The organism is Microbacterium sp. NPDC055683, from assembly GCF_053617895.1.
On sequence record NZ_JBSHGQ010000017.1, the window covers coordinates 29,671 to 47,893 of the forward strand.

14 protein-coding genes are annotated in these 18,223 nt (G+C 72.5%); 2 read left to right on the plus strand and 12 right to left on the minus strand.

The window, feature by feature from the left end:
- Positions 1-12: 12 nt before the first annotated feature.
- From ACWGPF_RS08540 to gabT, 6 genes are read right to left on the minus strand one after another with little or no spacing between them, the layout of a single operon-like run.
- Positions 13-1,374 carry an NAD-dependent succinate-semialdehyde dehydrogenase gene (locus ACWGPF_RS08540; RefSeq protein ID WP_452332416.1) on the minus strand — a complete coding sequence of 454 codons (1,362 nt, stop codon included), beginning with the start codon at positions 1,372-1,374 and terminating at the stop codon, positions 13-15.
- A gap of 11 nt (positions 1,375-1,385) precedes the next feature.
- Positions 1,386-2,852, minus strand: a complete 1,467-nt coding sequence (locus tag ACWGPF_RS08545) for an NAD-dependent succinate-semialdehyde dehydrogenase (protein ID WP_452332417.1) — start codon at positions 2,850-2,852, stop codon at positions 1,386-1,388.
- A 30-nt stretch (positions 2,853-2,882) separates the two neighbouring features.
- The gene (locus ACWGPF_RS08550; RefSeq protein WP_452332418.1) at positions 2,883-4,418 is read right to left on the minus strand and encodes an APC family permease; all 1,536 of its coding nucleotides are present in this window, start codon (positions 4,416-4,418) and stop codon (positions 2,883-2,885) included.
- 1 nt (position 4,419) lies between these two features.
- The gene (locus ACWGPF_RS08555) at positions 4,420-5,280 is read right to left on the minus strand and encodes a universal stress protein (RefSeq protein ID WP_452332419.1); all 861 of its coding nucleotides are present in this window, start codon (positions 5,278-5,280) and stop codon (positions 4,420-4,422) included.
- Positions 5,277-6,635: a flavin monoamine oxidase family protein gene (locus ACWGPF_RS08560; protein ID WP_452332420.1), complete on the minus strand. Its 1,359-nt coding sequence runs from the start codon at positions 6,633-6,635 to the stop codon at positions 5,277-5,279. Before ACWGPF_RS08560 ends, ACWGPF_RS08555 begins: the two co-directional genes overlap by 4 nt.
- Positions 6,636-6,666: 31 nt before the next feature.
- Positions 6,667-8,019, minus strand: coding sequence for a 4-aminobutyrate--2-oxoglutarate transaminase (gene gabT / locus ACWGPF_RS08565; protein ID WP_452332421.1), 1,353 nt, complete (start codon positions 8,017-8,019; stop codon positions 6,667-6,669).
- Positions 8,020-8,103: 84 nt separating this feature from the next.
- Between gabT and ACWGPF_RS08570 the strand changes: the two genes are divergently transcribed.
- Together ACWGPF_RS08570 and ACWGPF_RS08575 are read left to right on the plus strand one after the other, a co-directional pair.
- A complete protein-coding gene (locus tag ACWGPF_RS08570) occupies positions 8,104-9,606 on the plus strand; it encodes a PucR family transcriptional regulator (RefSeq protein WP_452332422.1) in 1,503 nt (500 codons plus the stop codon).
- Between the two features lie 66 nt (positions 9,607-9,672).
- Positions 9,673-9,849, plus strand: a complete 177-nt coding sequence (locus ACWGPF_RS08575) for a hypothetical protein (protein WP_452332423.1) — start codon at positions 9,673-9,675, stop codon at positions 9,847-9,849.
- A 12-nt stretch (positions 9,850-9,861) separates the two neighbouring features.
- Here the strand turns inward: ACWGPF_RS08575 and ACWGPF_RS08580 are convergent, their stop codons facing one another.
- The 6 genes from ACWGPF_RS08580 to ACWGPF_RS08605 form a co-directional block, all read right to left on the minus strand.
- On the minus strand, positions 9,862-10,878 hold the full coding sequence (locus ACWGPF_RS08580; RefSeq protein ID WP_452332424.1) for a hydroxyacid dehydrogenase: 1,017 nt from the start codon (positions 10,876-10,878) through the stop codon (positions 9,862-9,864).
- Positions 10,875-11,801 (minus strand): carbohydrate ABC transporter permease, encoded by a 927-nt coding sequence (locus ACWGPF_RS08585; RefSeq protein WP_452332425.1) that lies wholly within the window; start codon positions 11,799-11,801, stop codon positions 10,875-10,877. Before ACWGPF_RS08585 ends, ACWGPF_RS08580 begins: the two co-directional genes overlap by 4 nt.
- Positions 11,798-12,739 (minus strand): carbohydrate ABC transporter permease, encoded by a 942-nt coding sequence (locus tag ACWGPF_RS08590; protein WP_452332426.1) that lies wholly within the window; start codon positions 12,737-12,739, stop codon positions 11,798-11,800. Before ACWGPF_RS08590 ends, ACWGPF_RS08585 begins: the two co-directional genes overlap by 4 nt.
- A 9-nt stretch (positions 12,740-12,748) precedes the next feature.
- Positions 12,749-14,059, minus strand: a complete 1,311-nt coding sequence (locus ACWGPF_RS08595) for an ABC transporter substrate-binding protein (RefSeq protein WP_452332427.1) — start codon at positions 14,057-14,059, stop codon at positions 12,749-12,751.
- Between the two features lie 123 nt (positions 14,060-14,182).
- A complete protein-coding gene (locus tag ACWGPF_RS08600; RefSeq protein ID WP_452332428.1) occupies positions 14,183-15,253 on the minus strand; it encodes a substrate-binding domain-containing protein in 1,071 nt (356 codons plus the stop codon).
- A gap of 63 nt (positions 15,254-15,316) precedes the next feature.
- Entirely contained in the window at positions 15,317-18,211 is a 2,895-nt protein-coding gene (locus ACWGPF_RS08605) for a hypothetical protein (protein WP_452332429.1), read from the minus strand.
- Between the last annotated feature and the right edge of the window lie 12 nt (positions 18,212-18,223).

Sequence of the window (18,223 nt, forward strand, 5' to 3'; positions counted from 1 at the left end):
ACGGCGCGACGCCTACGCCACGCGGATGAGCTTCTTGTTCACGAACTCGTCGGCCGCGAGGAGCCCGAGCTCGCGCGACGTGCCGCTGCGCTTCACGCCGCCGAAGGGCAGCTCCGGGCTGTCGGCGAGCACGAGGTTGACGTAGACCATGCCGGCCTCGATGCGGTCGGCGACGCGCTGCGCCTGCTCGGCGTCGGTCGTGAACACATACGAGCCGAGGCCGAACGGGGTGTCGTTCGCGAGACGGACGGCCTCGTCCTCATCGGCGACGCGGTAGACGACGCCGGCAGGGCCGAAGAGCTCCTCGCGGTAGACGTCCATCTCGGGCGTGACGTCGGCGAGCACGGTTCCGGGGAAGTACGCCCCGTCGCGCCGCCCGCCCGTGACGAGCGTCGCCCCCTGCGCGACCGCGGTGTCGATCTGCTCCTGCAGGCGCTCCGCCGCGGCGAGCGACGACAGCGGTCCGAGCACGGTGTCCTCTTCGAGCGGATGGCCGACCTTCGCCGCCTGCATCGCGCTCGCGAACTTCGCGAGGAAGTCGTCGTACAGGCCGTCGACGACGATGAACCGCTTGGCGCCGTTGCACGCCTGGCCGTTGTTGTCGAGCCGCGCGTCGACGGCGGCCTGCACGACCGCGTCGAGGTCGTCGGCCGAGAGCACGATGAACGGGTCGGACCCGCCGAGCTCGAGCGCCACCTTCTTGAGGTGCTGCCCCGCGAGCGCCGCGACGGCCGATCCGGCGCGCTCAGACCCCGTCACCGAGACGCCCTGGACGCGCCGGTCCGCGATGATCGCCGCTGCCTGCCCGTTCGTCGCGTACACGTTGACGTATGCGCCGTCCGGCAGCCCCGCGTCGCGGAAGATCTCCTCCAGGGCGGCAGCCGACTCGGGGCACTGGGGAGCGTGCTTGAGGACGATGCTGTTGCCGATGACGAGGTTCGGCGCCGCGAATCGCGCCACCTGATAGGTGGGGAAGTTCCACGGCATGATGCCGAACAGCACCCCGAGGGGCGACCGGCGGATGACCGCGGTCCCCTCCCCGAGGATGTCGAGCGGCTGGTCGGCCGTGACGGCGGCGGCGTTGTCGGCGTAGTACTCGATGATGTCGGCCGAGAAGTCGACCTCGCCGAGGGCCGCCTCGAGGGGCTTGCCCATCTCGCGCACGATCGTCGCCGCGAGCGCGTCGCGGCGCTCGCGGTGCAGCTCTGCGACACGGCGGATGGCCGCGGCCCGCTCGTCGACGGGGAGCGCCGACCACGCAGCGAACCCCGCGGCGGCGCGCGTCACGGCCTCCTCGATCTGGGCGTCGGTGAAGGTGTCGTACTCGGCGACGGTCTCGCCCGTTGCGGGGTCGACGACGGCGTAGTCGCTCATGGTGCCTCCGGTCAGTCGTTCGGGATGAGCGTGTACTTGGTGGAGAGGTACTCGTGGATGCCCTCGAGCCCGCCCTCGCGGCCGACGCCGGACTGCTTGACGCCGCCGAACGGGGCCGCCGCGTTCGACACGACCCCCGCGTTGAGGCCCATCATGCCCGTCTCGAGCCGGTCGATCATGCGGTGGCCGCGCGCGAGATCCTGCGTGTACACGTACGACACGAGGCCGTACTCGGTGTCGTTCGCGAGCCGCACGGCCTCGTCCTCGTCCTCGAACGTCGCGATCGCGAGCACGGGGCCGAAGATCTCCTCGCGCAGGATGGCGCTGCCGGCGGTGACGCCTGTGAGCACGGTGGGCGCGTAGAACGTGCCGGGCCCGTCGAGCTTCTCGCCGCCCGTGAGCAGAGTGGCCCCGCGCTCGGTGGCGTCGACGACGAGCTCGTCGGCCTTCGCGACGGCGTCGGCGTCGATGAGCGGGCCGATCGCCACGCCCTCCTCCGTGCCGCGGCCGATCGTCATGGCGTCGACGCGCGCGGTGATGCGCTTCGCGAACTCGTCGGCGACCGAGGAGTGCACGATGAAGCGGTTCGCCGCCGTGCACGCCTGGCCGATGTTGCGGAACTTCGCCGCCAGCGCGCCCTCCACGGCCTTGTCGAGATCGGCGTCCTCGAACACGACGAACGGCGCATTGCCGCCGAGCTCCATCGACACGCGCAGCACGCCCTCCGCCGCCTGCGCGATGAGCTGGCGGCCGACCTCGGTCGATCCGGTGAACGACAGCTTCCGCAGCCGCGGGTCGGCGATGATGGGCGCCGACACGCGCCGCGACGAGGCGGACGTGACGACGTTCACGACGCCGTCGGGCACGCCGGCGTCGACGAGCAGCTGCGTGAAGAACAGCGTCGTGAGCGGCGTCAGCTGCGGCGGCTTGATGACGACCGTGCACCCCGCCGCGAGGGCGGGCGCGATCTTGCGCGTCGCCATCGCGAACGGGAAGTTCCACGGCGTGATGAAGAAGGAGGGGCCGACGGGCCGCTGCGACACGACCATCCGCCCCGTGCCCTCGGGGTTCAGGCCGTAGCGGCCCGTGATGCGCACGGCCTCCTCGCTGAACCACCGCAGGAACTCGCCCCCGTAGGCGACCTCGCCGCGCGCCTCCGCGAGGGGCTTGCCCATCTCGAGCGTCATGAGCAGGGCGATGTCCTCCTTGCGCTCCTGGACGAGCTCCCACGCCCGGCGCAGGATGTCGCTGCGCACCCGCGGGGCCGTCGCCGCCCATGCGTCCTGCGCCGCGACCGCCGCGTCCAGGGCGCGCGTGCCGTCGTCGGCCGTCGCATCCGCCACGCGTGCGATGACCTCGTTCGTCGAGGGGTCGTGCACGTCGAAGGTCTTGCCCTCCGGCGCATCCACCCACTGCCCGCCGATGAACAGACGGGTCTCCACGCGCGCCAGCAGCGCGCTCTCGTGCTCGTTCGCCATGTCGGCTCCTTACTCTCTGGGTCGATCCGGTCAGCGGCGCCGCAGGCTGGGCGGCGCGTCCATGGTGAGCACGGCGCCCTTGAAGAACGCCGGGTGGCGCACGGCCTGCACGACCATGAGCACGATGCCCACGGCGATGACGGCGATCCCGAGGACGAACACGAGGCCCACTCCCCCGATCTCCGATCCGCTGCCGTAGGCGGGGTCCATCGTGTCGATGAGCGTCACGACGAAGAGGATGGCGAGGATCACGCCGCCCACGAGGGGGAACAGCAGCATGAAGAACACGTTGCGCACGGAGTCGAACCACTGCCTGCGGAAGTACCAGACGCACGCGAAGGCGGTCAGGCCGTAGTAGAAGCAGATGAGCATGCCGAGCGCGAGGATGGTGTCCCACAGGGTGTTCTCGCTGAGGAACCGCATGACGGCGTAGAAGGCGCCCGTCACGATCGCCGCGACGATCGTGGCGTAGCCGGGGCTGAAGAAGCGGGGGTGCACGGCGGCGAACTTCTTCGGGAGCGCGCCGTAGTGGCCCATCGCGAGCATCGTGCGCGTCGGCGAGGCGAACGTGGCCTGCAGCGAAGACGCCGAGCTCGTGAGCACGGCGAGCGAGACGAGGAAGCCGAGCGAGCCCATGATCGGGTTCGACAGCGCGAAGAAGACGTTCCCCTGGATGTCGGCGTTGCCGAGGCCGAGCTCCCCGTCGCCGACGCCCGCGAACATGATCATCGCGACGGCGAGCAGCAGGTAGAGGAAGACGATGACGAGCACGACGACGGTCGCGGCCCGTCCCGGCGTCTTCTCGGGGTTCTTCGTCTCCTCGTTCATCGTGAGCACGAGGTCCCAGCCCCAGAAGATGAAGATCGACAGCGACAGGCCGGCGACCGCGGCGCTGAACGACGGCACGGCGAAGGGGTTGAACCATCCGATGTCGAACGGCGTCGGGTCGAACGCGTCGCCCGAGGTGGCGCGCGTGATCGCCGTGACCGCGAACACGACGAGCACGACGACCTGGAAGCCGACGAGCACGTACTGCAGGCGCTGGGAGGTCTGCAGGTCGCGGTACGACACCCACGTCGCCGCGAGCACGAACAGGAGGCACACGCCGACGTTGATGAACGGGTTGAGCGTGAGGTCGGCGATCGACGCGTCGCCCGTGATCTGGCTGATGAGGAGGAAGAGGAAGTCGACCGCGATGCCCGCGAGGTTCGACAGCACGAGGATGGTCGCCGCGACGAGCCCCCAGCCGCACATCCACCCGATCCACGGCCCGAACGCGCGCGTCGCCCACGTGAACGACGTGCCGGAGTCGGGCATGACGCGGTTGAGCTCGCGGTAGCCGAACGCGACGAGCAGCATGGGGATGAACCCCACGAGGATGATGGCGGGCACCTGCGTCCCCACCTCGGACGCCGTGGGTCCGACCGCCGCGGTGAACGTGTACGCGGGGGCCACGGTGGAGATGCCGAGGACGACGGCCCCGATGAGGCCGAGCGTTCCGGCGCTGAGGCCCTTGGCGGAGATCCCCGTCGTGACGGGGTCGGACACGGCGTTGCGTTCGGACATGTCAGTCTTCTTCCCGGCGCGTGCGGGGCACGACGATCATGGGGACGGGCAGCTCGTGCAGCATCTTCGCCGCGGTCGAGCCCAGGAACAGGAAACGGGGGCGCGCGAGGCGGCTCGAGCCGACGAGCACGACCTCGCCGGGCAGCCAGTCGAGGTGCGCGACGGCGTCTTCGATGCTGTCGCCCTCCGCGACGACGACGTCGGACGGGATGCCCGCGGGCAGCTCCGCCCGCGCCGCGCCGAGCACGTCGTCGGCGTGCGACGATCCGACGACGCGGATGGCCGAGGTGTCGAGCCCCGCGGGGAGGTCGACCGTGACGAGCGAGACGAGCCGCAGCGGGACGCCGGCCGTCGCGGCGAGCGCGACGGCCTCGTCGACGAGCGCATCCGCACCCGGCCGCGTGCCGACGGCCGCGGTCACGCGCGACAGCGGCTCCGTGCTCTCGGCCGAGCCGGCGGGCGCGAGCACGACCGGCACATCCGACGAGTGCAGCAGCTCGCTCGCGACGGAGCCGAGCCGGTGCCGGCCGCGGAGCCCTCCGTTGGCCGCTCCTACGACGATGTGCGAGGCGCCGAACTCGCGCGCGGCCCCGACGAGGCCCTCCGCGAACGAGTCCGCGATGCGCACGTGCCCGCTGTGGCGCACGTCGGCGGGGATGGCCGCCGCCGCCTCGCGCAGCCAGTCGCGCGCCTGGGAGCGCACGTGCTCCTCGTAGGAGGCGTCGGGCAGCGCGCTGCCGTCGGGAAGCACCATGACGAGGTCGAGGTCGGCGCCCGTCGCGCGGGCGAGCCGCGCCGCGAGCGCGACCGCGTCGGCCCCGGCCGCTGTCGCCGTGTAGCCGACGACGAACGGGGCGGTCACGACCTCGACCGTTCGACGATGTCGGCGGCAGCCAGCCGGCCCATCCGGATGGCCCCGTCGACATGCTGGAAGCCGAGCCCCGCGAGGTCGCTGCAGGCGAAGTGGATCGGACCGACGGGCGCCGACTGGTCCTTGCCGTAGCGGTGCAGGCCGCCGAGGTCGAAGCTCGCGGCGTAGGCGCCGCGCGTCCACTCCTCCGTGCCCCAGTCGCTCTCGTAGTAGACGACGGGGTTCTTCGCCTCGGGGCCGTAGTAGTGCGAGAGCGACTCAAGGATGCGCTCCCTGCGCTCCTCGGCCGTCAGCTCGAACACGCCGTCCGCGTGGAGATCGGAGACGAAGCCCACGAGCGTGCCGCGCTCATCGGCGTGGTTCGTGTTGTCGTAGGCCTCGTGGACGAGCTCGTACGGGCTGAACGCGGTCGCCGACAGCCCCTGCTCGCGCCAGAACGGACGGTCGTACACGGCGTGCACCTTGATGACGAAGCCCATCGAGAGGTGCTGGTGCATCTGGTGCTGTCGGCGCGGCAGCGGCGGGACGAACGAGATGCGGTCGTAGAGGACCGGCGCGAGCGCGAGGATCGCGTACTTGGCGCGCACCGTGACGCCGTCGGCCTCCGCGATGACGCCGTCGGCGCCCCACCGCAGCGTGCGCACGGGGGCGTCGAGGTGAACGTCCGCGCCGAGCCGCTCGGCGAGCAGCTGGGGGACCTGCTGGAGACCGCCCACGACGCGCTTGTCGAGGATGAAGTCGGCGTCGACGAGGTTCGAGAAGCTGCCGGCGCTCGACGCCATCTGCAGCGCCTGCAGCGCAGAGAACGCGTGGGCGGGCTTCGTGAGCATGGCGCCCGCGATGAAGAGGGCGATGTTGTCGCGCGCCTCCTGGTCGTCGGTCTCGCGCGCGAGCCACTCCTCGAACGAGATCGTGTCGAGCTCGGTCGCGCGCGGGTGGGTCCACGGTGCGGCCGGATCGATCTCGGCCGTGAGGGCGTCGAGCTTCTCGATGAGCGCGACCATGACCTGCTCGGTCGCGGGCGCGACGGGGAAGATCTCGCCCGTGAAGCGGGTGAGCTCGCCGTCCGGCCCGATGTAGACGCTCTCGCCCTCGCGGTAGCGGCTGTAGGTCTCGAGGCCGAGCTCGGCGATCGTCTCCTTCAGGGCGTCCTGGTCGGGCGACACCCACTGCCCGCCGATCTCGAGCGTGGCGCCCTCGACGACATCGGTCCACAGCCGCCCGCCGACGCGGTCGCGCGCCTCCAGCACGGCGACCGACAGGCCCGCCTTCTTCAGCTCGTTCGCCGCCGTGGTGCCGGCCGCGCCGGCGCCCACGATGACGACGTCCCGCGTGATCTCGGTCATGTCGGTCCTCCTCGGACTTCTCGGGTGGTTATCAGGCCGCGGCGAGCGCGTCGGCGACGACGTCGATGCCCTCGGAGAGGAGCGCGTCGCCGATCGCGAGCGGCGGCAGGAAGCGGATGACGTTGCCGTAGGTGCCGCACGTGAGGACGATGACGCCCTGAGCGATGGCGGCCTTCGCGACGGCACCCGTGAGCGCGGCGTCGGGCGCGCCCGTCTCGGGGTCGACGAACTCGACGGCGATCATGGCGCCGAGCCCGCGGACGTCGCCGATCCGGGCGTCGGCGGCCTGCAGCGCCGTGAAGCGCTCCGTGAGCAGCGCGCCGATCTCGCGGGCGCGCTCGACGAGTCCGTCGTTCTCGAACGCCTCGATGGCGGCCAGTGCCGCGGCGCACGCGATCGGGTTGCCGCCGTAGGTGCCGCCGAGGCCGCCCGCGTGCGACGCGTCCATGATCTCGGCGCGCCCCGTGACGGCCGCGAGCGGAAGCCCAGCGGCGATGCCCTTCGCGGTCGTGATGAGGTCGGGGACGATGCCGAAGTGCTCGCTTGCGAACATCGCGCCGGTACGGCCGAAGCCCGTCTGCACCTCGTCGGCGATGAACACGACGCCGTTCGCGCGGCACCAGTCGACGAGGGCAGGGAGGAAGCCGTCGGCGGGCACGATGAATCCGCCCTCGCCCTGGATGGGCTCGATGACGACGGCGGCGAGGTTGTCGGCGCCGATCTGCTTCTCGATCTGCGAGATGGCGCGCTGCGCGGCCTCGGCCCCGGTGAGGCCGTCGCGGTAGGGGTACGACAGGGGCGCGCGGTACACCTCGGGCGCGAACGGTCCGAATCCGCTCTTGTAGGGCATCGACTTCGCCGTGAGCGCCATGGTGAGGTTGGTGCGGCCGTGGTAGCCGTGGTCGAACGCGACGACGGCCTGGCGTCCGGTGTGCTTGCGGGCGATCTTCACGGCGTTCTCGACGGCCTCGGCTCCCGAGTTGAACAGGGCCGACTTCTTCGCGTGGTCGCCGGGGGTGAGCCGGTTGAGCGCCTCGGCGACGGCGACGTACGACTCGTACGGCGACACCATGAAGCACGTGTGGGTGAAGGCGGCGACCTGCGCCTGCACGGCCTCGACCACCTTGGGATGGGCGTTGCCCACCGTCGTGACCGCGATGCCCGACCCGAGGTCGATGAGCGAGTTGCCGTCGGCGTCCACGACGACTCCCCCGCCCGCCGCGACGGCGGAGATGGGGGCCGTGTGACCGACGCCCGCGGCGACCGCCTCCGCCTTGCGCGACAGCAGCTCCTGCGAGCGCGGGCCGGGGATCGAGGTGACGAGGCGGCGCTCCTGCGGCAGGGCGGGTCCGCCCACGGCGATGTCGGGGGTCGTGGTGCTCATGCGGCGAGCGTAGAACCGCCGCGCCGTCGCCCGCATTCGCCGTGACGTACAGATTGGCGCATTCGCCTGTACTCTCTGTACACGATGTCGCCGACGACGCCTCCCGCACCCACGCTCCGCGCGCTGCTCTCCCGCGGAGATCTCGCCCTGCGACTGTCCTCCGATGGCGCGCGCGACCTGACCCAGCCCATCCGATGGGTGCACAGCTCCGACCTCGCCGATCCGACGCCGTTCCTCGCCGAGGAGATGGTGCTGCTCACGACCGGCACGCAGTTCTCCGGAGACGACGACGCGCAGTACGACGCGTACGTGCGACGGCTGGCGGTGCGAGGCGTCGTCGCTCTCGGCTTCGGCACCGAGGTGGTGCGCGACGGCATCCCCGAGCCCCTCGCCGCCGCCTGCGCCGCGCACGGCGTTCCACTGTTCGAGGTGCCCTACCGCACGCCTTTCATCGCCGTCGCGCGCGCGGTCGCGGAGGCGATCGCGGCCGAGGCGTACGCGCGGCGGACATGGGCGCTCTCGGCCCAGCGCGCCGTGTCTCTCGCGGCGCTGCGCCGCGACGGGCTGGGCGCGGCCGTGTCCGAGCTCTCGCGCCAACTGGGGGCGTGGACGGGACTGTACGACTCCGCAGGGGCGCCCGTCCGGGCATCCGCAGATCTCGCCCGTCCCGTCGCGCAGGCCGTGCGTCGCGAGGCCGAGACGCTGCTCGCCCGCGGGGCGAACGCGGCGGGCGTCGTGCACGCAGACGGCACGACCGTCGTCCTGCAGACGCTCGGGCCGGGCGGGAGCCTGCGCGGCGTGCTCGCCGTCGCCGCCGATTCCCTCGACGAGGAGGCGCGCGGCGTCGTGACGACGGTCGTCGCGATGACGGGCTTCGCGCTCGAGCAGAACGAGGCGCTCGCGGCAGCGCGCGGCACCCTGCGCGCGGGGGTCGTCCGGGCGCTCCTCACGGGCGATGCCGCGCTCGCAGGGGGGATCGCCGACGCCGCGTGGGGAGGGTTCCCGCCCGAGCCCGTGGTGGTCGCCGTCACGGACGCGTCGCCGGATGCCCTCGGGGCGTTCCTCGAGCTGCGCGCAGGTCGCGAGCACGGCAGCTTCTTCTACGGGCGCGACCCCGACGGAGGGACGGCCATGGTGGTGTCGGCGGCGTCGGGGACGACCTTCGACGAGCTGCCCGCGCGCTTCGGCCTGCGGGTGGGGGTCTCCGAGCCCGGCCCGCTCGCGGCGTTCCCCACGGCGCTGGAGGAGGCGCGCATCGCCCGTGATCGCGGCGACGGCGTCTCGCAGTTCGGCGCCGTCGCGGCCGCCGGGGTGCTGAACGCGCTCTCCTCCGACGCGGCGGCCGTGGCCCGGACGGTGCTCGCGCCGCTCATGCGCCATGACGAGGCGCACGGGACGTCGCTCGTCGAGACGCTGCGTGCCTGGCTGCTGCACGACGCGCGCTTCGACGATGCGGCGCAGGCCATCGGCGTGCACCGGCACACGGTCCGCACGCGCGTGCGGCTCGCGGAGCGCCTGCTCGACCGCGATCTCGGCTCGTTCGCCGCGCGCGCCGAGGTCTGGGTCGCGCTGCTCGCCGTCCGTTAGCCGGGGGCTCCCGCGCCGCGCACGGGCCGGACCCCGGCGCGATAGCGTGGCCTGATGCTGAGGAGGATGCCGACACCGCGCCTGGCCGTCCTCTCGATCGCGCTGCTCGCCATCGGCATCGCCCTGACGATCGCGTCGGGCGGGCCGCCGCGCCTGCTGGGCCTCGCCCTCGTGTTCGTCGGCCTCGCCGGCCTCATCACGCTCGTCCTGCGCCTGCTCGATCGCGGCAGCCGCGGAGGCTGAGCCCGCTCCCCCTCACGCCTGCGTCGCGAGCTCCTCCAGGCGCACGGGCGACGCGAGCGGCTCGCCCCGCGCCATCCGCCGTGCGTCGTCGATCGCGCTGTCGGCCAGCCGCGCGAGCTCCCGCCCCATCGACCCGGCGATGTGCGGCGTGAGGAACGCGTGGTCGGCCGTGCGCAGCGGATGGTCCAGCGCGAGCTCGTCGGGCTCCGTGACGTCGAGGATGGCCGTGATCTCGCCGCGCACGACGCGCTCCGTGAGCGCATCGTGGTCGACGAGCGCACCACGCGCCGTGTTGACGACGACGGCGCCGTTGCGCAGCAGCGCGATGCCGGCGCGGTCGAGCAGATGGCGCGTCTCCGGCAGGGCCGGCGCGTGCAGCGAGACGACGTCGCTCGTGCGCAGCAGGTCGTCGAGACCCACCGCGGTCGCGCCCAGCGTCGCGGCATCGGCGTCCGACAGGAAGGGGTCGTACACGACCAGGTCGAGATCGTAGGGACGCAGCAGCGCCATCGTCCGCCGCCCGATGCGCGACGCTCCCACGATGCCGACCCGCTTGCCGTGATTGCCCATGTCGGGATACAGGTCGTCGGAGACGACGTGGTCCGCTGAGCGCGCCGCGATCCGCGCGAGCGGGAACGCCTGCTTGCCCGCGAGCAGGATCATCGCCACGGCGAACTCGGCCACAGGGCGCGCGTTGGCGTCGTTCGCTGAGCACACCGCGACACCCCGCTCCCAGGCCGCGATGCCCACGTGCCCCTTGACGCTGCCGCCCGCGTGCGCGATGAGGCGCAGTCGCGGCGCGCGGTCGAGCACACCCGCATCGATCGGAGGGCTCCCCCACCCCGTGATGAGCACGTCCACCTCGGCGAGCACGGCGTCGGCGTACGCGCCCTCGAACGTGCCGAGCGGCGTCGGCGAGAGCAGGCGCAGCTCGGCGGCCGCCTCGATGCGCGCCAGCCGATCGGGCGGGAACACCTTCGAGGCGACGTCGGCGCCCATCGCGAGGGCGACGTTGAGCGGGGCGGTCACTTGACGCTCCCCTCGGTCATGCCGGCCCGCCAGTACCGCTGCAGCGAGACGAACGCCACGACGAGCGGTATGAGCGACAGCAGCGATCCGGTGATGACGAGCGGGGCGTAGCGCGGGTCGACCGCCGTGAGCCCCTGCCAGTGGGAGATCCCCAGCGAGACGGGGTAGAGCGCCGGATCGCTCAGCATGACGAGCGGCAGCATGTAGTTGCTCCAGACCGCGAAGAACTGGAAGAGGGCGATCGTCACGAACCCGGGGGCGAGCATGGGGAGCGCCACCGAGAAGAAGGTGCGCACGGCACCCGCGCCGTCCATGCGCGCCGCCTCGAGCGTCTCGTCCGGCACGTAGGCGCGGCTGAACGCGCGGGCGAGGTACACGTTGAACGGGTTGCACAGCGACGGAAGGATGATCGCCCAGACCGTGTTCACCATCCCCAGCTGCGAGAACAGCATGTAGAGCGGCAGCACGGTCGCCGTGTTCGGGACGAGCACGCCGACGAGCACGAAGCCGAACAGCCCCTCCTTGCCGCGGAAGCGCAGCTTGTCGAACGCGTAGCCGGCCGCGGTCGACACGATGCCGCCCACGACGGCCCCCGCGAGCGAGTACAGCAGGCTGTTTCCCATCCAGCGCGCGAAGAGGCCGTCGCCTTCCGCGAGCAGGGCGGAGACGTTCTCGCCGATGAGCCATCGGTCGAGGTCGAACACCGACGTCGAGTAGAGCCCGCCCGCGTCCTTGAGCGACGCGAACACGAGCCACAGCACGGGGAAGACGGTGTACACGGCGCCCAGCACGAGCACGCCGTTCGTCACGGCGACGCCGGCGATGCGGGGGCGGGGCCTGCGCCGCGGTGCCCCGTCGTCGGCGGGCCGGGGGGCGGATGGCGTCGCCTGCGCGTCGCGCGGACGGGTCGCGAGGACGGTCATGAGCGCGCTCCCTTCGAGGTGAAGCGGGTGATGGCGAACGACACGACTCCCGCGATGAGCGCGATGACGAGCGACGCGGCCGCCGCCTGATGCTGGTCGAGGCGGTTGAACGCGGCGTCGTACGCCCACATGTTCGGCACCCAGCTGGGGGTGATCGTCGTGGTCGCCTTCGCGAGGATCGACGGCTCGGTGAAGAGCTGCAGCGCGCCGATCGCGGTGAAGAGGCCGATCACGCCCACCGATCCCGCCACGAGCGGCAGCTTGATGCCGAGCGCGATGCGCACACCGCCCGCGCCGTCGAGGCTGGCCGCCTCGACGACATCGCGCGGCACGGCCTGCAGCGCCGTGAAGACGATGATGACGTTGTAGCCCGTCCACTGCCACACCGCGATGTTCACGACGGCCGGCACGACGAGCGTCGAGCCGAACAGGTCGACCTCCAACCCGGCGCCTCCCAGGAGGCCGAGGAGGGGGCTCACTCCCGGGGTGTACAGGTACGTCCACAGCAGCGCGGCGATGACTCCGGGCACCACGTGCGGCAGGAACAGCAGCACCTGGAACACGCGGGCGAGTCGCGCATAGGCGGAGTCGAGCAGGAGCGCCAGCACGAGGGCGAGCCCCAGCATGGTCGGGATGTACAGCACGACGTAGAGGGCGAGACGCCAGAAGCCGTCGAGGAACGACGACGAGCTGAGCACGGCCGCGTAGTTCTCGAGCCCGACGAACAGCGTCTGCGCGTCGCCGCCGAATCCGAGCCCCGAGCGCTTCTCGGCGAACACGCTCAGCACGAGCGCGTACACGACGGGAGCGAGCATGCACAGAGCGAACAGGGCGAAGAACGGCCCGAGGAAGAGAGCGGCCGCTCCGCGGTCGCTCGTCGCGCGGCGCCCGCGGCGCGACGCACGAGGCGCCGCGCCGCGGAGGGATGCGGTGGTCATCGTCGCGCCTCAGGGAGCGACCGAGAGGCCGAGATCGGCGAGCCCGTCCGCCGTCGTGTCCTGGATCGACGTGAACGCCGCCGCGAGATCGCCGCCCGGCGCCGTGGCGCCCATCGTCTCCTTCATGGCGGTCGCCGTGAGGTCGAAGTTCGGCCCCCACTGCCAGTCTCCGGAGTCGTGCGACGCGGCCTCGTCGAACACCTCCCAGATGTCGTTCGCGAAGAACGAGGCGTCGAACGCGGCCTGCGACACGGCCGTCAGGTCGCTGTTCGCGAGGTACGCGGATCCGGTGTCGCCCCGCGCCTCGATCGCGGCGGGATCGGTCGTGAGGAACTCGATGAACTCGGCGGCGGCCGCGGCGTTCCCGCTCGTCTCCGGCACGGCGAACGTCGAGCCGCCGTAGATGGGCGTGACGGCCGCCGCGCCCTCCCGCACGGGCAGCTCGGCCGCGACCCACTCCCCCTCCTGTCCGGCGGCGCGCGTGATGATCCCGGTCGCGCTCCAGCTGGCGCCGACGATGCCGGCGGCGGTGCCCGAGGCGATGTCGTTCGTCCACTCGTCCGAGTACGACGCGACGGCCTTCACGGCGCCCTCGTCGATGAGCCCCTGCCAGTACTCCGCGACGTCGGTCGTCGCGGCGTCGTCGATGTCGACGACCCAGCTGTCGCCGTCGGTGTCGAACCACTGCGCGCCGTTCTGCCAGGCGAGCGCGGCGTACCAGCTCGGCTCGTTCGCGTTGAACGATGCGAGGTAGCCGCCCGTCGTGTCGTGGACGGCGCGGGCGGCATCGGCGAACTCCTCCCACGTGGTGGGCACGGCGACGCCCGCGGCCTCCAGCAGGTCCTGCCGGTACCAGACGATCGACGGCGGCGCGTCATACGGCAGCGCCCACACCTCGCCGCCGAGCGTCGTGAGCGAGCGGCTGACGTCGGAGAACGAGCCCAGCACGTCGTCGGAGTAGACGCCCGTCAGGCTCTGCAGGCTCCCCGAGCTCGCGAACTGCGGCAGGGCGTAGTACTCGATCGTCGCGACGTCGGGGGCCTCTCCCGCCGAGATCGCGGCGGCGAGCTTGGCATAGCCGCCGTTGGCGCCGTTCGGGACGCTCTCGAAGGTGACGTGGATGCGGTCCTGGCTCTCGTTGAAGGCCTCGGCGACGAGGTCCATGCCGGCGAGGGCCGACCAGAACGTGATCTCGCCCTCGGGAAGCGCGCTCTCGGTCGGCGTCGACGCGGGGGCGGCCTGACCCGCGCAGGACGCGAGGGGGACGAGGAGGGCGGTGGCCAGGACGGCGGCCCCCGCCGTGCGGATGATGCGGTGCATGGGACTCCTTGCGGATCGAAGCGGTGGTGCTTGTCGGGTGGAGCAGTGCACTCATCCTCGGGACCCGCTCGATCACGCGCACGCGATCGCACACACCCGCACATCCGACTGTGCGGAATCGTGTCAGAGCGATGTTTCCGTCGCTGACGAGCCGCGCACCGTGAGGGTCGGCAGCAGGTCGATGCGCGCGTGCGCGGGCCCGCCGAGCACGCGCTCCCCCCGCGTGATCCGCTCGAAGCAGGCACGCACGGCCATGGCCCCGACGTCGGCCTTCGGCGGCGCGACAGCCGTGATCGGCACCTCCGCGAGCGACGCGACCTCGTCGTCGTAGGCGACGACGGCGAGATCGCGCGGCACGTCGATGCCGCGGTCGACGGCGAGGTCGACGAGGCCGATCGCCGCCTCATCCGGCAGCACGATGAGGCCGTCGACCCGCTGAGCGGCGCACGCGTCCACGACGGCCGCGAGCGACGCCCGCTGCTCGGCGACGGGCCGCTCCACGCGCGCGATCTCCAGCTCGATCGGCTCGGCGCCCGGCAGCAGGTCGCCGAGGGCACGCCGGTAGCCGTCGCGCAGCGGCTCGGCGGTCGGCCCCCGCCGCACGCCCAGGGCGATGCGCGTGCGGCCCGCGTCGACGAGGTGCCGCAGCGCGACCTTGGCGCCGTGCGCGTGATCGGTGCGCACGGCGCCCAGCAGGATGTCGGACGGCGCATCGACGAGGGAGCGCTCCATGACGATCGTCGGCGGCTCTGCGTCGGCGAGCAGCCGGTAGGTCGCGGGATCCTGCCGGTACGGATCGGACGGCGTCACGACGAGCCCGTCGACGCCCCTCTCGAGGAGGCGGCGGATCTGGTGGCGCTCGGCATCGCCCGAGTAGTCGGAGATGCCGAGCACGAGACGCGCGCCCAGATCGGCAGCCGCGTGCTTGGCGCCCGCGATGACGCCGGGGAAGTAGTACCGCGCGGAGGGGACGATGAACCCGATCGTCGCGATGAGGCCCTTGTCGCGCGGGGCACGGCGGCGCACCGCGCCGCCGTGCACCCGTTCGAGGACGCCCTCCGTCTCGAGCTCGAGCAGATCGCGTCGGATCGTCATGGCCGACACCCGGAACCGGGCGGCGAAGTCGGCGACCGTCAGGCCGCCCCGCAGCTCGATCTCGCGGAGGATGGCCTGGTGTCGTTCGGAGGGCAGCACACGCTCATCATCGCGGCTCGCCCAGCCGACGCACGAGTTCGCACACGATCGCACATCGGCCCGTCACCTCCCGTGCGCCGCGCTCGGCGTCGGAAGCCCCGACCCGGTCACCGACCCGAGATCGTCGATGGGGACGTAGGCTCCCCCGATCGCGATCCCGTCGCCCACGATGCTCGCGGACAGCGCCTCGTCGGCGGTGGCGAGCACGATGCGGAACGAGGCGGCGGACCCCGTGCGCGAGAGACGCAGCACCCCGCCGTCGACCTCGGCGTCGAGCCCCTCGCGGTCGAACACGAATCCCGACAGCACCACGGGCTCTCCCGCGGCGTCGGCCGAGGTGAAGGTGAACAGCGGCTCGGCCTCTGCCGCGTCGTCGTCGAGGGCGATCACGACGCCGCTCTCGGGGCGCAGCTGCCACGACCACGTGTGGGAGGTGTCGTCGGAGAAGTCGTCGGCGATGGCGACGATCGCGGTCGACGGCCCGCGCGGCTCGAGATCGACGACCTCGGACCGGTGCGCGACGTCGACGCCGAAGTTGGCCGCGCCGTCCAGCTCGAGGTAGCCGCCGCCCTGCCCCGCGAACGCGCGGGAGTCGAGCGTGGCGCCCTGGCCGTCGACGGTGCGGTACGGGTTCTCGTAGGGCTCGAGCTGGCCGTCGACGAGCGGCTTGCTCCACGCCGACGGGTCGGCGTATGCCTTGCCGCCCTGCATCGCCCAGGTCGTGTCGTCGGAGATCCACGACAGCGAGAAGGTCTCGGCCGCTGCCCATCCCTTGTGCTGGCTGTTGCGGTTCGACGTCGCGACGATGGCGTCGTCGGCATCGGCCACGTCGTCGCGGAACGCGGCGAAACCCGACTCGGGGTCGAGGAGCGCCGGCAGATCCACCGCCGCAGCCGATGCGGCGAGGGCCGCCGAACGCTCGCCGGCGGTGGGGGCGAAAAGCGCCGTCCAGAGGCTGTGCACGCCGTCGAAGCGCGGCGCCGCCGACGCCGTGCCGTGCACGGCGTCGTGGATCTCGACGAGCTGGCCGAGCTCCGAGGCGTCGGAGGCGAGCGGGAAGAGCAGCGGCAGAGCGCCGTCGACCTGCCCGTTCGGGCCGCTCACGCCGAACTGCACGACGTCGCCGGCTGACCGCGACGAGACGACATGAAGCGCGAGCCCCGTGAAGTCGATGTCCGCGAACGCCGCGTCGAGAGCCGTGAGCCCGACGGACTGCGCCGTGTAGATCGAGGGGAAGAGGTAGAGCTCCGTGTAGTGCAGGTAGTCCCAGCCCTCCTGCATCCAGCCGGTGCCGGTGTAGCCGTCTTCGAGGTGCTGGGCGACCTGGTCGGCGAGGAACAGGATGCGCCGGTCGAGCGCGTCGTCGGAGGCCGCGGTCTGATCGCCCGCGAGCACGAGGAGCATCGCGAGCTCGGTCGACCGCGTGACGCCGACCCAGTTGCTCGCCTTGTCGCCCGCCGTGTCGAGGTTGTCGTGATGGTAGGTCGACAGCAGCTCTGAGACGCGCAGCATCATGGCCTGCGCATGGGCGCGCTGCGCCTCGGTCCACCCGGGCGACGCCCAGTCGTATGCGGGGGCGAGCAGCAGCGCGGCGCGGCCGAGCTCGAGGCCCATGTTCGTGTCGCGGGCGATGATGAACGCCTCGCCGTCGACGAGGCCGTCGTAGGCCTGCTGCGCGTAGGCGGCCTCGCCCGTGATCGCGTACGCGAAGGCGGCGTCGCGCGCCTCGTAGAGCCCTGCACTGCCGTTGGCGGAGTACCCCGCGGTCGCAGGGTCGGCGAGCCGGTCGACGAGCGCGTTCCACGCGCCGACAACGGTGGGCTCGCCCGCGTCGAGCGACGACCGCACGCGGGCGATGTCGTCGGCTCCCAGCAGGGCCCGCGGATGGACGGCGCCGCCGACGAGCGCGTCGGCGACGACCACGCCGTCGGCGATGAGCTCGACCGCGTCTCCCGCCGAGGCCGCCAGCTCGACCGACCCCGTGGCGCCTGTGAGCGACGTCGTCGCGCCGTCGACGCGCAGCGCGAGCGGCCCCGTGGCGGACGGCACGGCCCAGCTCGCGCGCGCCGTTCCGTCGCCCGTGGAGCGCGCGACGATCGTCGGGCTCTCGACGAGGTCGGCGACCGCCGCGGGCACCGTCGCCGTGGCGGCCGGCGTCGAGGCCAGGACGACGCCCTCGTCGTCGACCGCGTCGACCACGTAGGTGTAGGTCGTCCCGGGCTCGGCGGTCTCGTCGGCCACGGTGGGCGCCGTCGTCGTGCGCACCCACGCCGGCGAGCCGGTCGTGCCCCGCCGCACGCGGTACTCAGCGGCATCGACGTCGGGGAAGGACCAGGTCAGCTCGACGGCGCCGCGGTCGCCGACGACGGCGGCGAGCGACCCCGATGCGACGTCCTCGACGATCTCGACGCCCGTGACCGAGAGCGACCCCGCCGTGCGGTCGAGCATGGGCTCGACCGAGATGCTCGCGGCGGCGTCGGGAAGGGTGACGGCCGTCTCGACGATCCGCCAGTCGAACGTGCCTCGCAGATACGGACCCGACGCGACGGGCACGATCACCGTGCCCGCCGCGTCGCGCACCTGGACGCGGATCATGCTGTAGCCGGCGTCGAGACCCGTGCCGCGCACGAGCGCTCGGACGACGATGCGCCGCGCGGTGGCGGCGTCGACCGCGACGCGCTGCGTCAGTGCGAGACGGGCGGTCGCCCCCGACGTCGAGGCGATCGTCGCCGCCGTGCGGCCGTCGGGCCCGTCGGCGGCGACAGAGACGGCGGCCGTCCCCGCGGGATTCCAGCGCGACCAGCCGTCGGGGGCGCCGTCGCCGTCCGCGTCGCCGAAGTCGCCGTTCACGACGGCGGGTGCGGCGGCGAGCGCGGGGGCGGGTGCGGCGAACGTCAGGATGGCCGCGACGGCGGCCAGGACGGCGAGCGCGCGCAGGGCGCGGCGGGCAGGGCGCATGGGTTCCTCCTC